20 protein-coding genes are annotated in these 21,504 nt (G+C 73.6%); 7 read left to right on the top strand and 13 right to left on the bottom strand.

Annotated features, from left to right (window positions below):
• Positions 1-120: 120 nt before the first annotated feature.
• Together pknB and OO47_RS01820 are read left to right on the top strand one after the other, a co-directional pair.
• Positions 121-2,076 (top strand): Stk1 family PASTA domain-containing Ser/Thr kinase, encoded by a 1,956-nt coding sequence (gene pknB / locus OO47_RS01825; protein WP_030205607.1) that lies wholly within the window; start codon positions 121-123, stop codon positions 2,074-2,076.
• Between the two features lie 6 nt (positions 2,077-2,082).
• Complete coding sequence (locus OO47_RS01820) at positions 2,083-2,934, top strand: deoxyribonuclease IV (protein ID WP_030205609.1); 852 nt, start codon at positions 2,083-2,085, stop codon at positions 2,932-2,934.
• A gap of 27 nt (positions 2,935-2,961) precedes the next feature.
• Here OO47_RS01820 and OO47_RS01815 read toward each other — a convergent pair whose 3' ends face one another.
• Positions 2,962-3,618 carry a sulfite oxidase-like oxidoreductase gene (locus OO47_RS01815; RefSeq protein WP_030205610.1) on the bottom strand — a complete coding sequence of 219 codons (657 nt, stop codon included), beginning with the start codon at positions 3,616-3,618 and terminating at the stop codon, positions 2,962-2,964.
• 184 nt (positions 3,619-3,802) lie between these two features.
• On the opposite strand from OO47_RS01815, the gene bfr reads away from it, so the two are divergent.
• Positions 3,803-4,279 carry a bacterioferritin gene (bfr, locus tag OO47_RS01810; RefSeq protein WP_030205614.1) on the top strand — a complete coding sequence of 159 codons (477 nt, stop codon included), beginning with the start codon at positions 3,803-3,805 and terminating at the stop codon, positions 4,277-4,279.
• 13 nt (positions 4,280-4,292) lie between these two features.
• Here bfr and OO47_RS01805 read toward each other — a convergent pair whose 3' ends face one another.
• Together OO47_RS01805 and OO47_RS01800 are read right to left on the bottom strand one after the other, a co-directional pair.
• Positions 4,293-4,553, bottom strand: a complete 261-nt coding sequence (locus OO47_RS01805) for a (2Fe-2S)-binding protein (protein ID WP_030205617.1) — start codon at positions 4,551-4,553, stop codon at positions 4,293-4,295.
• Positions 4,554-4,675: 122 nt separating this feature from the next.
• The gene (locus OO47_RS01800; protein WP_030205619.1) at positions 4,676-6,028 is read right to left on the bottom strand and encodes a class II 3-deoxy-7-phosphoheptulonate synthase; all 1,353 of its coding nucleotides are present in this window, start codon (positions 6,026-6,028) and stop codon (positions 4,676-4,678) included.
• Positions 6,029-6,317: 289 nt separating this feature from the next.
• Between OO47_RS01800 and OO47_RS01795 the strand changes: the two genes are divergently transcribed.
• A complete protein-coding gene (locus tag OO47_RS01795; RefSeq protein ID WP_030205621.1) occupies positions 6,318-8,240 on the top strand; it encodes an anthranilate synthase family protein in 1,923 nt (640 codons plus the stop codon).
• A gap of 33 nt (positions 8,241-8,273) precedes the next feature.
• Here the strand turns inward: OO47_RS01795 and OO47_RS01790 are convergent, their stop codons facing one another.
• The 4 genes from OO47_RS01790 to OO47_RS01775 form a co-directional block, all read right to left on the bottom strand.
• Positions 8,274-9,272 carry a 2-hydroxyacid dehydrogenase gene (locus OO47_RS01790; protein WP_030205622.1) on the bottom strand — a complete coding sequence of 333 codons (999 nt, stop codon included), beginning with the start codon at positions 9,270-9,272 and terminating at the stop codon, positions 8,274-8,276.
• A gap of 143 nt (positions 9,273-9,415) precedes the next feature.
• Positions 9,416-10,066, bottom strand: coding sequence for a response regulator (locus OO47_RS01785; RefSeq protein WP_033207729.1), 651 nt, complete (start codon positions 10,064-10,066; stop codon positions 9,416-9,418).
• Positions 10,067-10,086: 20 nt separating this feature from the next.
• Entirely contained in the window at positions 10,087-11,298 is a 1,212-nt protein-coding gene (gene macS, locus OO47_RS01780) for a MacS family sensor histidine kinase (protein WP_030205626.1), read from the bottom strand.
• 81 nt (positions 11,299-11,379) lie between these two features.
• Positions 11,380-12,126 (bottom strand): lysophospholipid acyltransferase family protein, encoded by a 747-nt coding sequence (locus OO47_RS01775; protein ID WP_183953177.1) that lies wholly within the window; start codon positions 12,124-12,126, stop codon positions 11,380-11,382.
• 211 nt (positions 12,127-12,337) lie between these two features.
• Here OO47_RS01775 and OO47_RS01770 point away from each other — a divergent pair, with 211 nt between their 5' ends.
• Together OO47_RS01770 and OO47_RS01765 are read left to right on the top strand one after the other, a co-directional pair.
• Positions 12,338-13,120: an alpha/beta hydrolase gene (locus OO47_RS01770; RefSeq protein ID WP_030205633.1), complete on the top strand. Its 783-nt coding sequence runs from the start codon at positions 12,338-12,340 to the stop codon at positions 13,118-13,120.
• Complete coding sequence (locus OO47_RS01765; RefSeq protein WP_030205636.1) at positions 13,113-13,913, top strand: hypothetical protein; 801 nt, start codon at positions 13,113-13,115, stop codon at positions 13,911-13,913. Before OO47_RS01770 ends, OO47_RS01765 begins: the two co-directional genes overlap by 8 nt.
• A gap of 31 nt (positions 13,914-13,944) precedes the next feature.
• Here OO47_RS01765 and OO47_RS01760 read toward each other — a convergent pair whose 3' ends face one another.
• The 6 genes from OO47_RS01760 to OO47_RS01735 all read right to left on the bottom strand — a co-directional run bounded on the left by OO47_RS01760 (position 13,945) and on the right by OO47_RS01735 (position 19,339).
• Positions 13,945-14,697: an endonuclease/exonuclease/phosphatase family protein gene (locus tag OO47_RS01760; RefSeq protein WP_030205638.1), complete on the bottom strand. Its 753-nt coding sequence runs from the start codon at positions 14,695-14,697 to the stop codon at positions 13,945-13,947.
• A gap of 89 nt (positions 14,698-14,786) precedes the next feature.
• Entirely contained in the window at positions 14,787-15,728 is a 942-nt protein-coding gene (locus OO47_RS01755) for an ROK family glucokinase (protein WP_030205640.1), read from the bottom strand.
• Between the two features lie 66 nt (positions 15,729-15,794).
• Entirely contained in the window at positions 15,795-16,223 is a 429-nt protein-coding gene (locus OO47_RS01750; protein WP_030205641.1) for a DUF5304 domain-containing protein, read from the bottom strand.
• Between the two features lie 42 nt (positions 16,224-16,265).
• Complete coding sequence (locus OO47_RS01745; RefSeq protein ID WP_030205643.1) at positions 16,266-17,441, bottom strand: ArsA family ATPase; 1,176 nt, start codon at positions 17,439-17,441, stop codon at positions 16,266-16,268.
• Positions 17,442-18,032: 591 nt separating this feature from the next.
• A complete protein-coding gene (locus tag OO47_RS01740; protein WP_030205645.1) occupies positions 18,033-18,476 on the bottom strand; it encodes an SRPBCC family protein in 444 nt (147 codons plus the stop codon).
• 107 nt (positions 18,477-18,583) lie between these two features.
• Positions 18,584-19,339 carry a metallophosphoesterase family protein gene (locus tag OO47_RS01735; RefSeq protein WP_030205646.1) on the bottom strand — a complete coding sequence of 252 codons (756 nt, stop codon included), beginning with the start codon at positions 19,337-19,339 and terminating at the stop codon, positions 18,584-18,586.
• Between the two features lie 315 nt (positions 19,340-19,654).
• Here OO47_RS01735 and OO47_RS01730 point away from each other — a divergent pair, with 315 nt between their 5' ends.
• A complete protein-coding gene (locus OO47_RS01730) occupies positions 19,655-21,451 on the top strand; it encodes an AMP-dependent synthetase/ligase (protein ID WP_030205648.1) in 1,797 nt (598 codons plus the stop codon).
• Positions 21,452-21,504 lie beyond the last annotated feature (53 nt).

Here is a 21,504-nt window from a genome sequence, read left to right as displayed (position 1 = left end):
GGCGCGCTGCCCGCCGCGACCGGGGCGCCCCGCCACGGAAGCCGCCGCGCTCGTCACAGGTGTGCTGCGGTCCGGGGCGGGCGCACCGGACGCGTGTGCGCGGCTCGTAGACTCGTCGCCGTGGACACGACCCTTCAGGACCCCCTCGTCGGGCGGCTGCTCGACGGCCGTTACCGCGTCGACGCGCGCATCGCCGTCGGCGGGATGGCCACGGTCTACCGGGCCGTCGACACCCGCCTCGACCGCGTCCTCGCGCTCAAGGTGATGCACCCGCAGCTCGCGGCCGACGCCGTCTTCGTCGAGCGGTTCATCCGCGAGGCGAAGTCGGTGGCCCGGCTCGCCCACCCCAACGTCGTCGGCGTCTTCGACCAGGGCGCCGAGGGCGCGTACGTCTACCTGGCGATGGAGTACGTGCCCGGCTGCACCCTCCGCGACGTGCTGCGCGAGCGGGGCGCCCTCGCGCCCCGGGCCGCGCTCGACATCCTGGAGCCCGTGCTCGCCGCGCTCGGCGCCGCGCACCGGGCCGGGTTCGTGCACCGGGACATGAAGCCGGAGAACGTCCTGATAGGGGACGACGGCCGGGTGAAGGTCGCGGACTTCGGTCTCGTACGGGCCGTGGGCTCGGCGACCGCCACCACCGGCTCGGTCCTCGGCACCGTCTCGTACCTGGCGCCGGAGCAGATCGAGCACGGCACCGCCGACACCCGCGCCGACGTGTACGCCTGCGGCGTCGTCCTGTACGAGATGCTGACCGGCGCCAAGCCGCACGCGGGCGACACGCCCGCCCAGGTGCTCTACCGGCACCTGAACACCGACGTGCCCGCGCCCTCGGCCGCCGTGCCGGGCCTGGCCCCGGAGCTCGACGGCCTGGTCGCGGCCGCCGCGGCCCGCGACCCCGGGGCCCGGCCGCACGACGCGGTCGCCCTCCTCGGCCTGGTCCTGGAGGCCCGCGCCGCGCTCACCGAGGCGCAGCTGGACGCGGCGCCCCCGCAGGCGCGGTCCGACGCCCGGGACACCGCCGAGGACCGGACGAGCGTGATCGCCCGTGCCGTCCCGGTCGAGGAGCGCACCAGCGTGATCGACCTCCCGCTGCCCGAGGAGGCCGGGGTCCGGCAGGTGGCGCACACCGGCCGGATGCCGGCGCCCGAGCCGCCCTCGACCCCCGCCGTCCCCGCCGCCCGGCGGCTGCCCCCGCGGGGCCCGCTGCTCGTGGTCGCCGCCGTCCTGCTCGTCCTCGGCCTGGGCGCCGGGGTCTGGTACATCAACGCCGGCCAGTTCACCCGCGTCCCGGCCGTCCTCGGGCAGACCGAGGCCGCCGCGACGCAGCGGATCACCGACGCCGGCCTGGAGGTCGGCACGACGAAGCGCGCTTTCAGCGACGTGTACGAGCGCGGCACCGTCATGGCCGTCGACCCGGCCCCGGGCGAGCGCCTGCGGGACAACGGCACGGTCGTCCTCACCCTCTCCCGGGGTCCGCAGACCGTGAAGGTGCCCCATCTCAGGGGCAGGCCGCTCGCGGAGGCGAAGCGGGCCCTGGAGAAGGAGGGCCTGGTCGCGGGGGTGGTCACCCGCGAGTTCAGCGACTCCGTCGCCCAGGGGGCCGTGATCGGCTCCGACCCCGAGCCCGGCACCGAGCGCGCCCCCGACTCGGCGGTCGCCCTGGTCGTCAGCAAGGGCTCCCCGATCGACGTCCCCGACGTGACCGGCGAGACCGTCCCCGACGCCACGGCCGCGCTCCAGGAGGCAGGGCTCACCGTCCGGGTCGCCCCCGAACGGATCAACTCCCCCGAGGCGGCCGGTTCGGTCGCCGCCCAGTCCCTCGCGGAGGGCAGCCGCGCCGCCGAGGGCGACACCGTCACCCTCACCGTCTCCAAGGGCCCCGCCCTGGTCGAGGTCCCCGACGTCACCGGCGAGACGACCGAGGACGCGCGGGCGGCCCTGGAGGAGGCGGGCTTCGAGGTGAAGCTGAAGAAGACCTTCCCGTTCCTCGGGGACACGGTCGCCGGCCAGTCCGTGGCGGGCGGCTCCACCGCCCCCGAGGGCTCCGTGATCACCCTCACGATCAAGGGACTGTAGACACCCATGCGCAACCCCGTCGGCGGCCACGTCCCCGTGGCCGGCGGTCTCGCCACGGTCGGTCTGGGCTACGCCCGCGAGCTGGGCGCCGAGACCGTGCAGGTCTTCGTCGCCAACCCGCGCGGCTGGGCCACCCCGGCCGGCAACCCGGCCCAGGACGAGCGGTTCCGCGCCGAGTGCGCGGAGGCGTCGCTCTCGGCCTGGGTCCACGCCCCGTACCTGATCAACTTCGGCTCGCACACCGAGGCCACCGCGGAGCGGTCGGTGGAGTCGCTGCGGCACTCGCTGCGCCGGGGCCGGGAGATCGGCGCGAAGGGCGTGGTGGTGCACACCGGCTCGGCGACCGGCGGCCGGCCGCGCGAGGTGGCGCTCGCCCAGGTGCGGGAGCGGCTGCTGCCGCTGCTCGACGAGCTGACGCACCCGGACGACCCGGACCTGCTCCTGGAGTCGACGGCCGGGCAGGGCTCCTCGCTCTGCTCGCGGACCTGGGACTTCGGCCCGTACTTCGACGTGCTCGACCGCCATCCCAAGCTGGGCGTCTGCCTGGACACCTGCCACGTGTTCGCCGCCGGGCACGACCTGACGGGCCCGTCCGGGGCGGCGCAGACGCTCGACCTGCTCGTGGAGACCGTCGGCGGGGGACGCCTGAAGCTCATCCACGCCAACGACTCGAAGGACGTCGTGGGCGCCCACAAGGACCGGCACGCGAACATCGGGGCCGGTCACATCGGCGAGGACGCCTTCCGGGAGCTGCTGCGCCATCCGGCGACGGAGGGGGTGCCGCTGGTCATCGAGACGCCCGGCGGCAAGGAGGGGCACCGGGCGGACGTGGACCTGCTGAAGAAGCTGCGTCCCTGAGGGACGCCCCCGGGGCGGCCCGCGGGGTCAGAGCTCGGGGCCGTCCCCGGGCTCCTCCTGGTACGAGTAGCGCTGCTCCCGCCACGGGTCGCCGAGGTTGTGGTAGCCGCGCTCCTCCCAGAAGCCCCGCCGGTCGGCGGCCATGTACTCCACGCCCCGGACCCACTTCGGGCCCTTCCAGGCGTACAGGTGGGGGACGACGAGCCGCAGCGGGAAGCCGTGCTCGGCGGTGAGCAGCTCCCCGTCCTTGTGGGTGGCGAAGATCGTGCGGTCCGAGGCGAAGTCGGCGAGCCGCATGTTGGCGCTGTAGCCGTACTCGGCCCAGACCATCACGTGGGTGACCCGGGGCGCGGGCGGGGCCAGCTCCAGGACCGTGCGGGCGGGGACGCCGCCCCATTCGGCCCCGAGCATGCTGAACTTCGTGACGCAGTGCAGATCGGCCACGACCGTGGAGAACGGGAGGGCCGAGAACTCCTCGTGGTTCCAGCAGCGCTTGTCGCCGTCGGCCGTCGCCCCGAAGACGCGGAACTCCCAGCGGTCCGGCTTGAACCTGGGGACGGGCCCGTAGTGGGTGACCGGCCAGCCGCGCTGGATCCGCTGTCCCGGCGGCAGATCCGCCGGAAGGCCCGGCGAACGATCCGGCCGATCCGCTTCCCGGTGTGCTCCGCTCTCCGGCTGACCCATGTCCTCCATGGTGACAGACCGCAAGGGGTGGTCATGACCAGGCGACCACCCCGGCACCCCTCATCGGGGCAACTCCCACTAAGCCTGTACTTACTGGACGCCCCCCATTCGGGGTGCGAGGATGCCGCCATCCTGCCCAGTCACGGCACGGGCACACAACGTGGAAGTGGAAGGAGCCTCTGCGATGCAGGGCGACCCCGAGGTCCTCGAATTCCTCAACGAGCAGCTGACCGGCGAACTCACCGCCATCAACCAGTACTGGCTGCACTACCGCATCCAGGACAACAAGGGGTGGACGAAGCTCGCCAAGTACACCCGTGAAGAGTCCATCGACGAGATGAAGCACGCGGACAAGCTGACCGAGCGCATCCTGATGCTCGACGGCCTGCCCAACTACCAGCGGCTCTTCCACGTGCGGGTCGGCCAGACCGTCACCGAGATGTTCCAGGCGGACCGCCAGGTCGAGGTAGAGGCGATCGACCGCCTCAGGCGCGGGATCGAGGTCATGCGCGCCAAGGGGGACATCACGTCCGCCAACCTCTTCGAGGAGATCCTCGCGGACGAGGAGCACCACATCGACTACCTGGACACGCAGCTGGAGCTGATCGAGTCCCTGGGCGAGGCGCTGTACATCTCGACGCTCATCGAGCAGCCGAGCTGAGTCCCGCCGGAGGTCAGGCGGCTTCCCCGAGCGCGGTGGCGGGGGCGACGGCGGTCTCGGCCGCCAGGGCGGGAACGCCCCGGTCCACCAGCTCGCGCCGGGGGCAGTTGCCGCGCCCGAGAATGGCCTGGATGCGACGGACACAGGAACCGCAGTCCGTCCCGGCCTTGCAGGCGGAGGCGATCTGGCGGGGCGTGTGGGCGCCCGCGTCCGCGTGCTCCTTGACCTGCTTCTCCGTGACACCGAAGCATGAGCAGACGTACACGCGGTTCACCTCCCGCCGAGATCGTTTAGGTTAACCTAACCTTACCCGGTGGGCCGGGGCCGTAAAAGACCCGAGAACGACGATGGGGCGCGGATCACAAGGATCCGCGCCCCGCCGTCGTAGGAAACCACTTACTGATCGCGGTACATCTCCGCCACCAGGAACGCCAGGTCGAGCGACTGGCTGCGGTTCAGGCGCGGGTCGCAGGCCGTCTCGTAGCGCTGGTGCAGGTCGTCGACGAAGATCTCGTCGCCGCCGCCCACGCACTCGGTGACGTCGTCACCGGTGAGCTCGACGTGGATGCCGCCAGGGTGGGTGCCCAGCTCCTTGTGGACCTCGAAGAAGCCCTTGACCTCGTCGAGGACGTCGTCGAAGCGGCGCGTCTTGTGGCCGGAGGCGGCCTCGAAGGTGTTGCCGTGCATCGGGTCGGTGACCCAGGCGACGACCGCGCCGGAGGCGGTGACCTTCTCGACCAGCTCGGGGAGCTTGTCGCGGACCTTGTCGGCGCCCATGCGGACGATGAAGGTCAGCCGGCCCGGCTCGCGGTCCGGGTCGAGGCGGTCGATGTACGTCAGGGCCTCGTCCACCGAGGTCGTCGGGCCCAGCTTGATGCCGATCGGGTTCGCGATCCGCGAGGCGAACTCGATGTGGGCGTGGTCGAGCTGGCGGGTGCGCTCGCCGATCCAGACCATGTGGCCGGAGGTGTCGTACAGCTTGCCGGTGCGCGAGTCCGTACGGGTCAGGGCGCCCTCGTAGTCGAGCAGCAGCGCCTCGTGGGAGGCGTAGAACTCGACGGCCTTGAACTCGGCCGGGTCGGTGCCGCAGGCCTTCATGAAGTTCAGGGCGTTGTCGATCTCGCGGGCGAGCGCCTCGTAGCGCTGGCCCGAGGGGGACGACTTCACGAAGTCCTGGTTCCAGGCGTGCACCTGGCGCAGGTCGGCGTAGCCGCCGGTGGTGAAGGCGCGCACCAGGTTGAGCGTGGAGGCGGAGGCGTTGTACATCCGCTTCAGGCGCTCGGGGTCCGGGACCCGGGCGGCCTCGGTGAAGTCGAAGCCGTTGACCGAGTCGCCGCGGTACGTCGGCAGGGTCACGCCGTCACGGGTCTCGGTCCCCTTGGAGCGGGGCTTGGAGTACTGCCCGGCGATGCGGCCGACCTTCACCACGGGCACGGAGGCCGCGTAGGTGAGGACGGCGCTCATCTGGAGCAGCGTCTTGAGCTTGGCCCTGATGTGGTCGGCGGACACGGCGTCGAAGGCCTCGGCGCAGTCGCCGCCCTGGAGCAGGAACGCCTCGCCACGGGCGACGGCTCCCATCCGGGCGCGCAGCTGGTCGCACTCGCCGGCGAAGACGAGCGGAGGATACGACTCGAGGTCCGCGATCACATCGCGCAGAGCCTCGGCATCGGGGTACTCGGGCTGCTGCGCCGCGGGCAGGTCTCGCCAGGTCGCCTCGGCGACGGCGTGGGAATCAGCGTTCACGGTCACACGGACAACATTACGGGGTTCTTCGTCCGGTCCTGTCCCACCGACCAGTGGCTGAGACGACTGCCCGGAATGTCGGCCGCTGGGCTTCATGCCGCCGCGCCGGGGTCCGGCTGGGTTACAGTGCTCGCATGTACGCGCCGCTGCACACGAACCACTGGTGGTGGACCGCTCTTCCGGCGGCCCACTGACTGCGCGTACACCGACACACGCGAAGGCCGCCCGAGGGGCGGCCTTTCCCGTACCCGGGGCCGTTCCTCTCCGCACACCACCGGAAGGAACGACGGACCCCATGGACCTCTCCCGTCTGCTCGACGACTCCTGCCCTCCCTTCGCCCTGCTGCGCAGGCGCACCCCGGGCCGCGACCACGACACCGTCGAGGTGCTGGTCGGCCGGGTCCACGAGGCCGAACGCCTCGCGGAGCTGCCGGTGGGCCCGCTGCCGACGCTCGCGCTCGTGCCCTTCCGGCAGATCCGGGAGCGGGGCTTCGACGTGCGCGACGACGGCACCCCGCTCTCCGTGCTCGTCGCCGACGAGGCGTACGAGCTGCCGCTCGCCGAGGCCCTGGCACAGCTCCCGGCGCACCACGTGCGGGTCGAGGGGGGCGGGTTCGACGTCTCCGACGAGGAGTACGCGCAGACCGTGCGGCGGGTGATCGACGAGGAGATCGGCTCCGGCGAGGGCGCGAACTTCGTGATCCGGCGCACCTACACCGGCGAGGTCCCGGGCTTCGGGCGCGCCGACGCGCTCGCCCTGTTCCGGCGGCTGCTCGCGGGCGAGCGGGGCGCGTACTGGACGTTCGTCGTGCACACCGGGGAGCGGACGCTGGTCGGGGCGAGCCCCGAGGTGCACGTGCGGATGGCGGGCGGGACGGTCGTGATGAACCCGATCAGCGGCACGTACCGCTACCCGGCCGGCGCCGCCCCCACCCCGGAGGACCTGCTCGCCTTCCTCGGCGACCGCAAGGAGACCGAGGAGCTGTCCATGGTGGTGGACGAGGAGCTGAAGATGATGTGCACGGTGGGCGACCGGGGCGGGGTGGTGGTCGGCCCGCGCCTGAAGGAGATGGCGCACCTCGCGCACACCGAGTACGAGCTGCGCGGCCGGTCCTCCCTGGACGTGCGGGAGGTGCTGCGGGAGACGATGTTCGCGGCGACCGTGACCGGGTCGCCGGTGCAGAACGCCTGCCGGGTGATCGAGCGCCACGAGGCCGGGGGCCGGGGTTACTACGCGGGGGCCCTCGCCCTGCTCGGCACGGACGGGACCGGCGCGCAGACGCTGGACTCCCCCATCCTGATCCGTACGGCCGACATCGCCGCCGACGGGCGGCTGCGGGTGCCGGTCGGCGCGACCCTGGTGCGGCACTCGGACCCGGCGGGCGAGGTGGCCGAGACCCACGCCAAGGCGGCCGGGATCCTCACCGCGCTCGGCGTGCGGGAGGGCCGGCCGGCGGCGGAGGGACCCGTCGTCCCCCGGCTGGCCGACGACCCCCGGGTGCGGGCCGCGCTCGACGCGCGCCGGGCGGACCTGGCGCCGTTCTGGCTGAAGATGCAGGTCCGTTCCGCCGAGCTGTCGGGGCACGCGCTCGTGGTGGACGCCGAGGACACCTTCACGGCGATGCTGGCGCACGTGCTGCGCTCCTCGGGTCTTGAGGTGTCGGTGCTGCGGTACGACGAGCCGGGGCTGCGGGAGCTGGCGCTCGCGCACGAGGGGCCGGTCGTCCTCGGCCCCGGGCCGGGCGACCCCTCGGACGCGGCCGACCCGAAGATGCGGTTCCTGCGCGGGCTGACCGCCGACCTGGTCCGCGACCACCGGCACGGGCCCGCCCGTCGCCCGACCACCGCCCCTCATCGAGGCCCTGCGGGCCGCCCCTGCTTGTTGGGGGTGTGCCTCGGGCACGAGCTGATCGCCGCCGAGCTGGGTCTGGAGATCGTCCGCAAGCGGGTGCCGTTCCAGGGCGCCCAGGTGCGGATCGACCTCTTCGGACAGGGGCGGACGGTCGGCTTCTACAACAGCTTCACGGCCCGCTGCGACGACCGGGCGGCCGAGGAGCTGGCGCTGCACCGGATCGAGGTGAGCCGCGACCCCGGGACGGGCGAGGTGCACGCGCTGCGCGGGCCCGGCTTCGCCGGGGTGCAGTTCCACCCCGAGTCGGTCCTGACGACGGAGGGCGCGGCGCTCACGGCCTCGCTCCTCGCGGGCGTGCTGGTCTGAGGGTCCGCGCGTCCCCGGGGCCCGGCAGCCGGGTCATCCGGTCCTGGGGACCAGGACGTTCTCGCTGCGCCGGCCCGCCGTGTAGTCGAGGACGTTGCGCAGGGTGGTGTCCACGATCTGGCCGACGGCGTCCGCGGTGTAGTACGCCTGGTGGGAGGTGACCACCACGTTCGGGAAGGTGACCAGGCGGGCCAGGGTGTCGTCCTCGACGACCTCCAGGGACTTGTCGAGGAAGAAGAGCCCGGCCTCCGCCTCGTACACGTCCAGGCCGACGCCGGTGAAGCGGCCGGCGCGCAGCTCGGTGACCAGGGCGTCGGTGTCGACGAGGCCGCCGCGGCTGGAGTTCACCAGGATGGCGTCGTCCTTCATCGCCTTGAGGGCGGTGGCGTCCACCACGTGCCGGGTGGCGGGGAGCAGCGGCACGTGGAGGCTGATCAGGTCCGACTCCGCGAAGAGCCGCTCCTTCTCCACGTACCGCATGCCGAGGTCGACGCAGGCCGGGTTCTCCGCCACGTCCCAGCCGAGGAGCTTCATGCCGAAGCCGTGGGCGATCCGGGTGAAGGCCTCCCCGATCTTGCCGGTGCCGAGGACGCCGGCGGTCCGCCCCCGCAGGTCGCGGCCCATCAGCCCGTCGAGCCGGAAGTCGAAGTCGCGGGTCCGGTTGGACGCGCGGACGATCCGGCGGTTGACGGCCATGGCGAGGGTCCAGGCGAACTCCGCGACCGAGTACGGCGAGTAGTACGAGACCCGGGCGACGGTGAGGCCCAGGCGCTCCGCGACCTCCAGGTCGATGTTGTTGAAGCCCGTGGAGCGCTGGGCGATCATCCGGGTGCCGCCGGCGGCGAGGATCTGCAGGACGCGGTGGTCCAGGACGGCGTTGACGCTGGTGGAGATGATCTCGTGGCCGGCCGCGATGAGGGCGGTGTCCTCGGTGAGGAAGACGTCCAGGCAGTGCACGTCGTGGTACCCCTCGAAGGCCCGCTCGATGAGGGGCCGCTCGTCCGCCTGCACGCCGAATGCCAGGATTTCCACGCATGCCCCTCGGTACGGTGACGGGCCGTGTGCCGGCGCCTGTCGTCCCGTCAGCCTGCCCCGTCGGCTTGTCCTGTCAGCGCGAATATACGGCCCTCACCCGGTCCCGGCCCGCCGGACGGGGCCACGGCCCGCCGGACGGCCTACGCGTCGTCGTCGAGGCCGCGCTCGATGGCGTACCGGACGAGCTCCACCCGGTTGTGCAGCTGGAGCTTGCCGAGGGTGTTCTGCACGTGGTTCTGCACCGTGCGGTGCGAGATGACCAGGCGCTCGGCGATCTGCTTGTAGCTGAGGCCCTTGGCGACGAGCCGCAGGACCTCGGTCTCGCGGTCGGTCAGCTGGGGGGCCTTCGGCTCGTCGCCGCCGGCGGCCGGTGCGGGCTCGGAGGCCAGCCGGCGGTACTCGCCGAGGACCAGTCCGGCCAGGCCGGGGGTGAAGACGGGGTCGCCGACGGCCGTGCGCCGCACCGCGTCGATCAGCTCCTCCGTACTGGCGGACTTGAGGAGGTAGCCGGTGGCGCCGGACTTGACCGCCTCCAGGACGTCGGCGTGCTCGCCGCTCGCGGAGAGGACGAGGACCCGCAGCTCCGGCCGGGCGCCGACCAGCTCCTTGCAGACCTGGACGCCGGGCTTGACCGGCAGGTTCAGGTCAAGCACGAGGACGTCGGGGGCGGCCGCCGCCGCGCGCCGCACCGCCTGCTCGCCGTCGCCCGCGGTGGCGACCACGTCGAAGCCCGCCTCCGCGAGGTCGCGGGCGACCGCGTCCCGCCACATCGGGTGGTCGTCCACGACCATCACTCTGATCGGCTGCTCGCTCACTGCTTCTCCGCCTTCCCCCGTGGGACCTTCAACTCGACTTCCGTGCCCTGTCCGGGGACCGAGACGACCTCGGCGCTGCCGCCCAGGTCCCGCAGCCTCCCCCGGATGGAGAGGGCGACGCCCATCCGGCCCTCGCCCTCCGCCTGCGCGAGGCGGCCCTCCGGGATGCCCGGTCCGTCGTCCCGGACGGTGACGATCACCTCGTCGGGCCAGTCCTCGATCAGGATCCAGGCGTGGGCTCCCTCGCCCGCGTGCACCCTCACATTGTCCAGGGCGGCGCCGACGGCCGCGGCCAGCTCGCGGGCGGCGGGCGGCGGCAGGAGGACCGGCGCGCCCGGCTCGGAGAGGGTGACCCGGGACCCGGCGCGCGGGGCGATCAGGGCGCGCAGGTCGACGGGGGCGGAGGCGTCGGCCTCGTCGTCCACCTCCACGACCCGGACCACGGCCCCTTCGGACTCGTCCTCGGAGACCAGGCTGGGCCGGGCGATCCCGCCCGCCACCAGGGTGCGCAGGGCCACCTCCTGCTCGCCCGCCATCCTGCCCAGTTCGGCGGCCTCGCCGCCGAGGGCGGTGCCGCGCCGCTGCACCATCGCGAGGACCTGGAGGACGCTGTCGTGGATGTCGCGGGCGAGCCGCTCCCGCTCCCGGGTGGCGGCCTCGATCTCCAGGGCGCGGGCGAGGGTGCGCTCGGAGGCGCGGGCGACCTCGACGACGTATCCGATGGCGATGGAGGCGACCCAGACCAGGATCACGTTGTGCACGGTGTCCCGGCTGGGGTGGCCGCGCTCGACGATGTTGGCGACGGCGACGAGGGAGGAGGCGAAGCCGGCCCAGCGCCAGCCGCCCTTGATGGCGAACGCGAGGACGGACCCCGCGGTCCATATGGAGGGCAGGGTGGGACCCTCGACCGTCTGGGCGTGGGCGTCGGCGAGCGGGGTGAGGAGGATGCCGGTGAGGGCGACGGTGAGGTCGGCGACGAGGAAGCGCCGGGTGCAGCCGGCCGCGTTCGCCACCTTGGGGAGGGTGGCGAGGGTCCAGACGCACATCACCGCCAAGTAGACGACGCCGATCCAGGGCCGCTCGTACCGGTCCCCGCTGGTGGCGAAGATCAGGACCGCGTAGCCCATGGTCAGGACGCGGTAGCCGGTCAGGGCCCGCCACAGCGGCTGCTCGACCGACATGCGTACGACGCGCTCGCGCTTGACCATCTCTCCCCCACCCCCGTCGCCCCCGGCGGGGCGGTTCTCCTTGCTCGCGCTCCTTGCTCGCGCCCGCGCTCCCGCGCGCTTTTACGCCCCCGACTCCTCGCGGGCGGCGATCTCCGCCTTCACGGCCTCCTTGGCCGCCTTCTCCGCCTCCGCGATCTGCCGCTTGGCGGCGGTGGCGTAGATGTCGACGTACTCCTGGCCGGACAGCTTCATGATCTCGTACATGACCTCGTCGGTCACCGAGCGGAGGATGAAGCGGTCCCCCTCCATCCCCTGGTAGCGGGTGAAGTCCAGCGGCTTGCCGATCCGGATCCCGGGGCGCATCAGCTTGGGGACGAGTTTGCCGGGCGGCTGGATCTTCTCGGTGTCGATCATGGCGACCGGGATCACGGGCGCGCCGGTGGCCAGGGCGACCCGGGCCAGGCCGCCGGGCTTGCCCCGGTAGAGGCGCCCGTCCGGCGAGCGGGTGCCCTCGGGGTAGATGCCGAAGAGGCCGCCGCCCTCGATGACCTCGATGCCGGCCCTGATGGCCGCCTCGCCGGCGCCCCGGGCGCCCGAGCGGTCCACCGGGAGCTGGCCGACGCCCTTGAAGAAGGCGGCGGTGAGCTTGCCCTTCACACCGGGGGTGGTGAAGTACTCGGCCTTGGCGATGAAGGTGACCTTGCGGTCGAGCACGGCCGGCAGGAAGAAGGAGTCCGAGAAGGACAGGTGGTTGCTCGCCAGGATGGCGGGCCCGTCGGCGGGAACGTTCTCCAGACCCTCCACCCAGGGCCGGAAGGCGAGCTTCAGGGACCCGCCGAGGGAGAACTTCATTGCGCCGTAGATCAACTCGCCATGCCTTCCGTGTGCTGTCGGGCCCCGACTTTATCCCGTACCGGCGTACGCCCCCCGCTACGGCCCTGGTCGGTGTCGGTCCGGTCGCGTACGGTGAAGTCCCTTCCCCATTTTTCCGTCGCTTCGGCGCACCGGAGGCGCACCCAGGGCGCATCCGGGGACGCGTCCGGTGGCGAACGCGAAGCCGAGCGAACAGGAGACCTTGGTGCCGGTCCTTCCCGGAGCCGAGCCGTACCGCCATGAGGGCGGAGAGGTCGGCGTCCTCCTCTGTCACGGATTCACCGGTTCCCCGCAGTCGATGCGGCCGTGGGCCGAGTACCTGGCCGAGCACGGCCTGTCGGTGTCGGTGCCGCTCCTGCCGGGACACGGCACCCGCTGGCAGGACATGCGGATCACCACCTGGCACGACTGGTACGCCGAGGTGGACCGGGCGCTGCGCGAGCTGCGGGAGCGGTGCTCGACCGTCTTCGTCTTCGGCCTCTCCATGGGCGGGGCGCTCGCGCTGCGGCTCGCCGCCCGGCACGGGGACGCGGTGCGGGGCCTCGTCCTGGTCAACCCGGGGAACAAGGTGCACGGCGTGGCCGCGCACGCGCTGCCGGTCGTCCGGCACCTGGTCCCCACCACGAAGGGCGTGGCCAACGACATCGCCAAGGAGGGCGTGACGGAGGTCGGCTACGACCGGGTGCCGCTGCACGCGGCGTACTCGCTGCGTCAGTTCTTCCGTACGGTGGACGGGGAGCTGCCGCAGGTCACGCAGCCGCTGGTGCTGCTGCACAGCCCCCGGGACCACGTGGTGCCGCCGGCCGACTCGGCCAGGATCCTGAGCCGGGTCTCCTCGACGGACGTCCGGGAGGTCCTGCTGGAACAGAGCTACCACGTGGCGACGTTGGACCATGACGCGGAGCGGATCTTCGACGAGAGCCGGGCCTTCGTCGAGCGTCTCGCCCCGGAACGGGTCGGCGGGAAGGGGAGCAGGAGCGGTGGCTGAGCAGCAGGACGGCGGAGACCGGGATCCGCAGCCCATCGACGAGGAGGCGGCCTGGGCCGCGATCGTCGCGGGGTACGGCGAGGAGCCCGCGGACCCTCCGGGGACGAAGCCGTTCCGGCCGATCGAGAACCTGTCCCTGCCGGAGCCGGAGGACGGGGACGGTTCCGCCCTCGGGGGCGCGCCCGCTCCGAAGCCGGCCGGGAAGCCGGACGCGGTCTGGAAGCCGAGGACGGCCGGGAGGCCGGAGGCGGAGGACGGACCGGGGGGCGACGGCCCCGCGTCCGGTGCGTCCGGGGGCGACGGGCCCGCGACCGGTGCGTCCGCGACCGGCGGGTCCGCGACCGGCGGGGAGCCGGGGGCGGCGGGGAGGGCCGGGGCCGACGAGGAACCGGAGTCGGACGGGACCGGCACCGGTCCGGAGAAGCCGGTGCTCGGCGGCTCGATCGTGTTCGCGCCCGGGGTGCGGCCCGCCGGTCCCCGGGACTACTCCCCCGCCGAGCCGGAGGACGGCCCGGCGGGCTCCGACGGCTCCGACGAGGGCCACTTCGTGCCGCCGGAGCCGCCCCCGCTGCCGGAGGCGGACGCGGCGGCCAAGTTCGCCTGGCTCGGTGTGATCGGCGGCCCGGTGCTGCTGCTCGTGGCCGTCCTGCTCCAGTGGGACATGACCTGGTGGCTGACGACGCTCTGCGTGGGCGGCTTCCTGGGCGGCTTCGCGACCCTGGTCGCCCGCATGAAGCACGACGACGAGGACGACGACGGCTTCGACGACCCGGGCCGCGGGGCGGTCGTCTAGGAACTCCCCGGGTCCTGCGCGGCGGGCACCGTCACAGGTCGGGCGCGGCGGGCACCCGGACCGCCGCGAGGACCGGCAGGTGGTCCGTGGCGGCCCTCAGGTCGGCGGGGTCCAGGTCCTCCGGGACCCCGCAGCCGAGGAACTCGACGCCGGGGGTGGCCAGGACCGCGTCGATCCGCTGGTGGGGGTCCTCGGGGGTCGAGGTGTACTCGCCGCCCCACGGGCTGACGGCCCAGCCGTCCCGGAGCTCCCCGGTCAGCCGGGTGAAGGCGGGGCCGCCGGGCCGTTCGTTGAGGTCACCGGCGACGAGGACGTGCGGGGTGCCGAGGGCGGCGACCCGGTCGAGGACCATGCCGGCCTGGGCGTACCGCTCGTCCTTCCGCAGACTCAGGTGGCAGCTGATCAGGCCGACCCGGGCCCCGGCGAAGCGGACGACCGCCGTCGCCAGGCCCCGGCGGTGCAGGCCCGGGGTGAGCGGGAGCAGCACGTCCTCGGTGCGTTCGACGGTGGCCCGCAGGGAGCAGAGCAGCAGCGGGCCCGCGGCGGTGGCGCCGCCGCTCAGGACGACGAGGTCGCTCTTGGCGGCGAGACGGGCGGCGTGCTTGCGCCAGCGGAAGAAGCGCGGGGCCTCCTGGACGAAGACGACGTCCGGGGCGCAGGCCCGGACGACCCGGGCGAGGGCGTCCTCGTCGTCGCGCATCGAGCGGACGTTGTAGCTCAGGACCCGGAGGACGGCCGAACCGTCTTCCTCGGTGCGGGAGTTGGGCAGGTCGGTGATCGCCATGGGGATCAACATACGACGACCGCCCGCCGGGTCCGGGGGGACGCGGCGGGCGGTCGTCGTACGGCTCCGCGCGGATGCTTCCGTACGGGTCAGCCCTGGCGGGCCAGGTCCGCGGCGCCGACCAGGCCGGCCTTGTTGCCGAGCTGGGCGGCGAGGACCTGGGCGTGCGGACGCCACTGGCCGCCGATCAGCCAGCGGCGGAAGGACTTGCGGATCGGGTCGAGGACGAGGTCGCCCTCGTCCGAGACGCCGCCGCCGACGATGAACGCCGAGGGGTCGAAGAGCGAGGCCAGGTCGGCGAGGCCGGCGCCGGCCCAGCGCGCCAGCTCCCGGAAGGAGTCGACGGCGACCGGGTCGCCGGCGCGGGCGGCCTGGCTGACGTGCCGGCCCTCGATGCCCTCGGGGGTGCCGTCGCCGAGGCTCAGCAGGACCTCGGCGTTCTCCGGGGTGGCGTTGGCGCGCTGCCGGGCGTACCGGACGAGGGCGCGGCCGGAGGCGTACTGCTCCCAGCAGCCCTGACTGCCGCAGCCGCAGAGCAGGCCGTCGGGGACGACCCGGATGTGGCCGAATTCGGCGGCCACGCCGAAGCGGCCGCGGCGCAGCTTGTTGCCGATGATGATGCCGCCGCCGAGGCCGGTGCCGAGGGTGATGCAGATGACGTCCTCGTGGCCCTGTCCCGCGCCGAAGCGGTACTCGCCCCAGGCCGCGGCGTTGGCGTCGTTCTCCACGACGACGGGCAGGCCGACGCGCTGCTCGACCTTGTCCTTGAGCGGCTCGTGCCGCCAGTCGATGTTGGGCGCGAAGAGGACGGTGGCGCGCTTGTCGTCGACGTAGCCGGCGGCACCGATGCCCACGGCCTCGATCGCGTGGCCCTTGCCGGCCTGGGAGACCGCCGTGCTGATCGCGTCGACGATGCCCTCGGGGGTCGGCGGGGTGGGCACCTTGTGGGTGTCGAGGATGCTGCCCTCCTCGTCGACCACGCCGGCCGCGATCTTCGTGCCGCCGATGTCGACGCCGATGGTGAGTCCCATGTGTCCCTCAGTTTTCGGTCGAGCCCCGCTAGGGCCCACCGTACCCGAGGGGGAGGGGCGTCCTGATCAATCCAGGTCGATGTGCTGGCCGGTTCCGGGCCCTTCGCCGTCCTCGCGGGGCGGCTTCGGGGGCTCTTCGGCGGGGGCGTCCTTCCGGGTCCAGCGGGTCTCGTGGCCCTCGACGGCGGAGCGGTAGGCGGCGAGGAGTTCCCCGCCGGCGGCGGCGAGGTGGTCGAAGACCTGCGGGTTGCGCTCGACCACGGGCTCGACGGCGGCCTTCGCCTGCTGGACGAGCTGCTGGACGGTCCGCGCGGCCTGCCCCGCGAGGAGCGGGTTCCCGAAGCCCTCGGAGACCTTGCCCGCGACGGCGTCGAAGAGCTTGCGGAACTCCTCGGCGGCCGAGCCCGGCCCGGCCCCGCGCTCGGCCCTGCGGCGGGCCTTCTCCGCCTCCAGGTCCTCGGCGCACGCCCTGGCCCAGGCGTCCGGATCGCTCATGGCGCACTCCTCAGTCGGCTGTACTTCGACGGTACACGGGCGTCACGGCGTACGGGGCCAGAGGCCGGGGTCGGGGGTGAAGCGGACGCGGAGGTCGCCGTCCACGAGGCCGGCGCCGGTGACGGTGCAGCGGCGGAGGGCGCCGGGCAGGGGGAGGTTGCGGCGGAACGGCCCCGCGGTCAGGAGCAGCTCGTCGCCGCGCCGGACGAGGGAGAGCTCCTCCTTGGCGGCGCCGGGCAGGGGGACGTGCCAGACCAGGACGCCGTCCTCCTCGCGCCGGTCCTCGACGGCCCACTCGGGCACGGGTACGGACGCGGACGCGGCGCCGGCCCGGGCGGGGGCGAGGAGGGCGAGGTCGTCGGCGCCGCGCGGGGCCCGGCCGAGGTGCGGGAGCTCGTGGAGCACGTCGCCCGCGCCGGTACGGAGCTCCGCCAGGTGCCGGTGCTGCTCGGCGGTCAGTCCGGCGAGCCAGGGGTCCCCGGAGCCGGCGGGCAGGAGGCGGTTGGCGACGACGGCGTCGAGGGAGAGGCGGTGGAGGGCGAGGCCGAGGCGGGCGGTGCGCAGGGCGCGGGTGGCGGCGGGCCCGGGTTCGAGGACGAGCCGGACGGTGGTGGCGGGGGCCTCCACGACGGCCTGGACGGCGGCGAGTTCGGCCTCCCAGCGGGCGGTGGTCCCGTACAGCCACTGCGCGGGCATGGGGACCCCGGCGAGCTGGGCGAGCATCGGGCGCAGGGCGCGGGCGGCCTGCCGCTCCGGGGGCAGGAGCCGGTGCAGGTAGCGGCGGAGCTGTTCGGGCAGGGCGAGGAGGGCGAGGGCCTCGGGGAGCGGGGGCAGGTCCACGACGGCGAGTTCGTGGTCGCCGGCGGCGGCCTCGCGCAGGGCGCGCAGCAGGGCGAAGGGGCGGCTGCCGGGCAGCTCGGTCAGCTCGGCGTCCTCGAAGGGCGCGGCGCCGAGCAGGTCGAGGGCGGTGCCGGAGCGGGCCTGGAGGGCGAGGAACTCGCGGCGGAAGTCGGCGGCGGGCTCGGGCCGCAGCACCCGGAGGTTCCCGTCGCCCGGCAGCCCTCCGGCGGCCTCGGCGCCCTCGGTGCTCTCGGTGTCCTCCGCGTCCTCGGAGACGAGCAGCACCCGCCGCCCGGCCCGCGCCTCGGCGAGGGCGGTCGCGGCGGCGACGGTGGTGCGCCCGGCGCCGCCGAGGCCGGTGACAAGGATGATCCGCATGCGGAGGACGCTACCCGCCTCCGGCGGGGGCGGGTCCGGGACCCCCGGGACGGGACTCTCACGGGACGCGACCGGGGACCGGGCCCGACGGTCCCGGAACCGAGGGCGCACCGGCCCCGGGCACCGAAACGCACCGCGTCGGCCCGGCAGCCGGGCCCGTCCGGAACCGGAAGACCGTGTCCCCGGGCCGACGGAGGTCCGGTCCGGCGGGGCTCGGCCCCGAGCCGGAGGCGGCATCCGTCCGGACGCGGGGACGGCACCCGCCCTCGCCCCGGCCGGGCTCCGCCCCTGCGCCGACGGCACACCCGGCGCGGGTCCGGCCCGGCGCGGAGACCCGCCCGACGCGGAGACCCCCCGATGCGGGGCCCGTCGGGCATGAGGCCCGCCCGGCACGGAGCCCCCCGATGCGGGACCCGTCCGGCATGAGGCCCGCCCGGCACGGAGCCCCCCGATGCGGGACCCGTCCGACATGAGGCCCGTCCGGCACGGAGAACCACCCGATGCGGGGCCTGTTCGACATGGGGCCCGCCCGGCACGGGGCCCGTCCGGGGGCCGTGCCCCCGGAGCCCCACCCGCCCCGCCGCGCAGCGCCTACGCGCCGGATTCCACGCGCTTCTTCAGGCCCGCCAGGGCGCGGTCGATGATGACCTTCTCGGCCTTGCGCTTGATCATGCCGAGCATGGGGATCTTGACGTCGACGGTGAGCTGGTAGGTGACCTCGGTGCGCCTGCCGCCGTCGAGCGGGATCAGGCGGTAGGAGCCGTCGAGGGAGCGGAGCATCTGGGACTTGACCAGGGTCCAGCTGACCTCGTCGGCGCCGGTCCAGGTGTACGCCAGGGTGTGGTCGTCCTTGATCGCGCCCGCGTCGAGGAGCAGCCGGACCCTCTCCGCGCGGCCGGCGGCGTCCTTCTCCAGGACCTCGGCCTCCTTCACCTCGCCCGTCCACTCGGGGTAGCGGGCGAAGTCGGCGATCACGCCCATGACGTCGGCCGGCGCCGCCTCGACGGTGATGCTCGAGCTGGTGTGTTCGGCCATCGCGGTGGCTCCTCCACTGTGCGGTCCGGCGGAAGTCAAGGGGGCACAGACGTGCCGACGGCAGGCTATCGCGCCCCGGCCCCGGCCCCGTACGGCAAGGCCCGGGATCACCACTCCAGGGCGAAGGGCCTGCCCGTCGAGGCGAAGTGCCCGACGTTGACGCACTCGGTCGCGCCGATCCGCATCCGCCGGGCCAGCGGCTGGTGGACGTGGCCGAAGAGCGCGTAGCGCGGCCGGGTGCGCCGGATCGCGTCCAGCAGGGCCCGGCTGCCGCGCTCGAAGCGGCGGGCCACCGTGTCGTAGGTCAGGTCCGGCACCTCCGGCGGGATGTGGGAGCAGAGGACGTCGACCTCGCCGAGCCCCTCGACCTTCGCCGCGTACTCCTCGTCGGAGATCTCGTACGGCGTGCGCATCGGGGTGCGCAGGCCGCCGCCGACGAAGCCGAAGACGAGTCCGCCGAGCTCGACGCGCTCCCCGTCGAGGACGGTCGTCCCGGGCCGGGCGAACTCCGGCCAGAAGCGGGGGATGTCCACGTTCCCGTAGGTGGCGTACGTGGGGGTGGGGAAGGCGGCGAAGAGTTCGGCGTACTGGCGGCGCACGGCGGCCTCGATGGCGGTGGTGCGGTCGATGCCCAGCTCGGCCCAGAGGCGGCGGGCCAGGTCGCGGGCCTCGTCGAAGCGGCGGGCGGTGCGCAGCCCGACGATCAGGTGGGCGTTCTCGGTGCCGAAGAGGTCGGGGAAGATGCCCCGGCTGTGGTCGGCGTAGTCGAGGAAGAGGACCAGGTCCCCGAGGCATATCAGGGCGTCGGCGCCCTCCCCCGCCCGGGCGAGGTCTCCGGCGTTGCCGTGCACGTCACTGACCACATGGACTCGCATGGGGCCACCTTAGGGGGCGCCCCGGGGTCCGGTCCGGGAATCGGTCCCCGGACCGGCTCCCAACCCCCCTACCTGCGGTTACTTCCGCGTCGGGAAACGGGTGGACTACTGTTCACGGAGCACCGCCATGCGTGTGTGATGCACGGAACATCTGGCCGGGACCCCCTATCGGGAACCATGTACTGATGGGTAACGTCCGGGCGGTCCAGTCGTGCTCACCCCCACTGAGCACCTGACCGAACATGGACCGACCGGTGCATCACACAGAGCCGTGGCGCCGGCGCCCGATGAGGAGCAGCAGTCTTGCGCGAGTTCAGCCTTCCGGCCCTGTACGAGGTCCCCACGGACGGCAACCTGACGGATCTCATCCGCCGCAACGCCTCCCAGCACCCAGACGTCGCCGTGATGGGGCGCAAGGTCGACGGCGTCTGGACGGACGTCACCGCCACCGCGTTCCTCGCCGAGGTCCGCGGGGCCGCCAAGGGCCTGATCGCCGCGGGGGTGGAGCCGGGCGACCGGGTCGCGCTGCTCTCCCGCACGCGCTACGAGTGGGTGCTCCTCGACTTCGCGATCTGGAGCGCGGGCGGCGTGACCGTGCCGGTGTACGAGACCAGCTCGCCGGAGCAGATCCAGTGGATCCTGGGCGACTCGGGCGCGAGCGCCGTCCTGGTGGAGAGCGCGGCGCACGAGGAGTCGGTGGCCTCGGTGCGGGCGGAGCTGCCGGAGCTGAAGAACGTGTGGCGGATCGAGGGCGACGCCGTCGCGCGCCTCACCGCCGAGGGCGCCGGGGTCTCCGACGAGCTGCTCGACGCGCGCATGTCGGCGGCGAACGCGGACGACCCGGCGACGATCGTCTACACCTCGGGCACCACGGGCCGCCCCAAGGGCTGCGTCCTGACCCACCGGGCCTTCTTCGCCGAGTGCGGCAACGTGGTGGAGCGCCTGAAGCCCCTCTTCCGTACCGGCGAGTGCTCGGTCCTGCTGTTCCTGCCGGCCGCGCACGTCTTCGGGCGGCTCGTCGAGGTGGCGTCCGTGATGGCGCCGATCCGGCTGGGCTGCGTCCCGGACATCAAGAACCTCACGGACGAGCTGGCCTCGTTCCGGCCGACGCTGATCCTGGGCGTGCCCCGGGTCTTCGAGAAGGTCTACAACGCGGCGCGGGCGAAGGCGCAGGCCGACGGCAAGGGCAAGATCTTCGACCGGGCCGCGCAGACGGCCATCGCGTACAGCCGGGCGCTCGGCACCCCGCAGGGCCCGTCCTTCGGCCTGCGGCTGAAGCACAAGGTCTTCGACAAGCTGGTCTACGGCAAGCTGCGGGCGGTCCTCGGCGGGCGCGGCGAGCACGCGATCTCGGGCGGCGCGCCGCTGGGCGAGCGGCTGGGCCACTTCTTCCGGGGCATCGGCTTCACCGTCCTGGAGGGGTACGGCCTGACGGAGTCGTGCGCGGCGACCGCGTTCAACCCGTGGGACCGGCAGAAGATCGGCACGGTCGGGCAGCCGCTGCCGGGCTCGGTGGTGCGGATCGCCGACGACGGCGAGGTGCTGCTGCACGGTGAGCACATCTTCTCGCGGTACTGGAACAACGAGGCGGCGACGGCCGAGGCGCTCGCGGACGGCTGGTTCCACACGGGCGACATCGGCACGCTCGACGAGGACGGCTACCTGGCGATCACCGGCCGGAAGAAGGAGATCCTGGTGACGGCGGGCGGCAAGAACGTCGCCCCGGCGGTCATCGAGGACCGGATCCGGGCGCACGCGCTGGTCGCGGAGTGCATGGTGGTCGGCGACGGGCGTCCGTTCGTGGGCGCGCTCGTCACCCTGGACGAGGAGTTCCTCGGCCGCTGGGCGTCCGAGCACGGCAAGCCGGCCGGTGCGACGGCGGCGTCCCTGCGCGACGACCCGGAGCTCCTGGCGGAGGTCCAGCGGGCGGTCGACGACGGCAACGCCGCGGTGTCCAAGGCGGAGTCGGTCCGCAGGTTCCGTGTGCTGCCCGCCCAGTTCACGGAGGAGGCGGGGCACATCACCCCGTCCCTGAAGCTGAAGCGGAACGTGGTGGCGAAGGACTTCGCGGACGAGATCGAGGCGATCTACCGGGGCTGAGCCCGGAGCACGCGTACGTGAGGAGGGCCCCGGGCGATCGACCCGGGGCCCTC

Origin of the sequence: Streptomyces bikiniensis (assembly GCF_000716625.1) — a bacterium.
GTDB classification, from domain to species: Bacteria; Actinomycetota; Actinomycetes; order Streptomycetales; family Streptomycetaceae; genus Streptomyces; species Streptomyces bikiniensis.
This window is presented reverse-complemented; position numbering and strand designations above follow the sequence as displayed.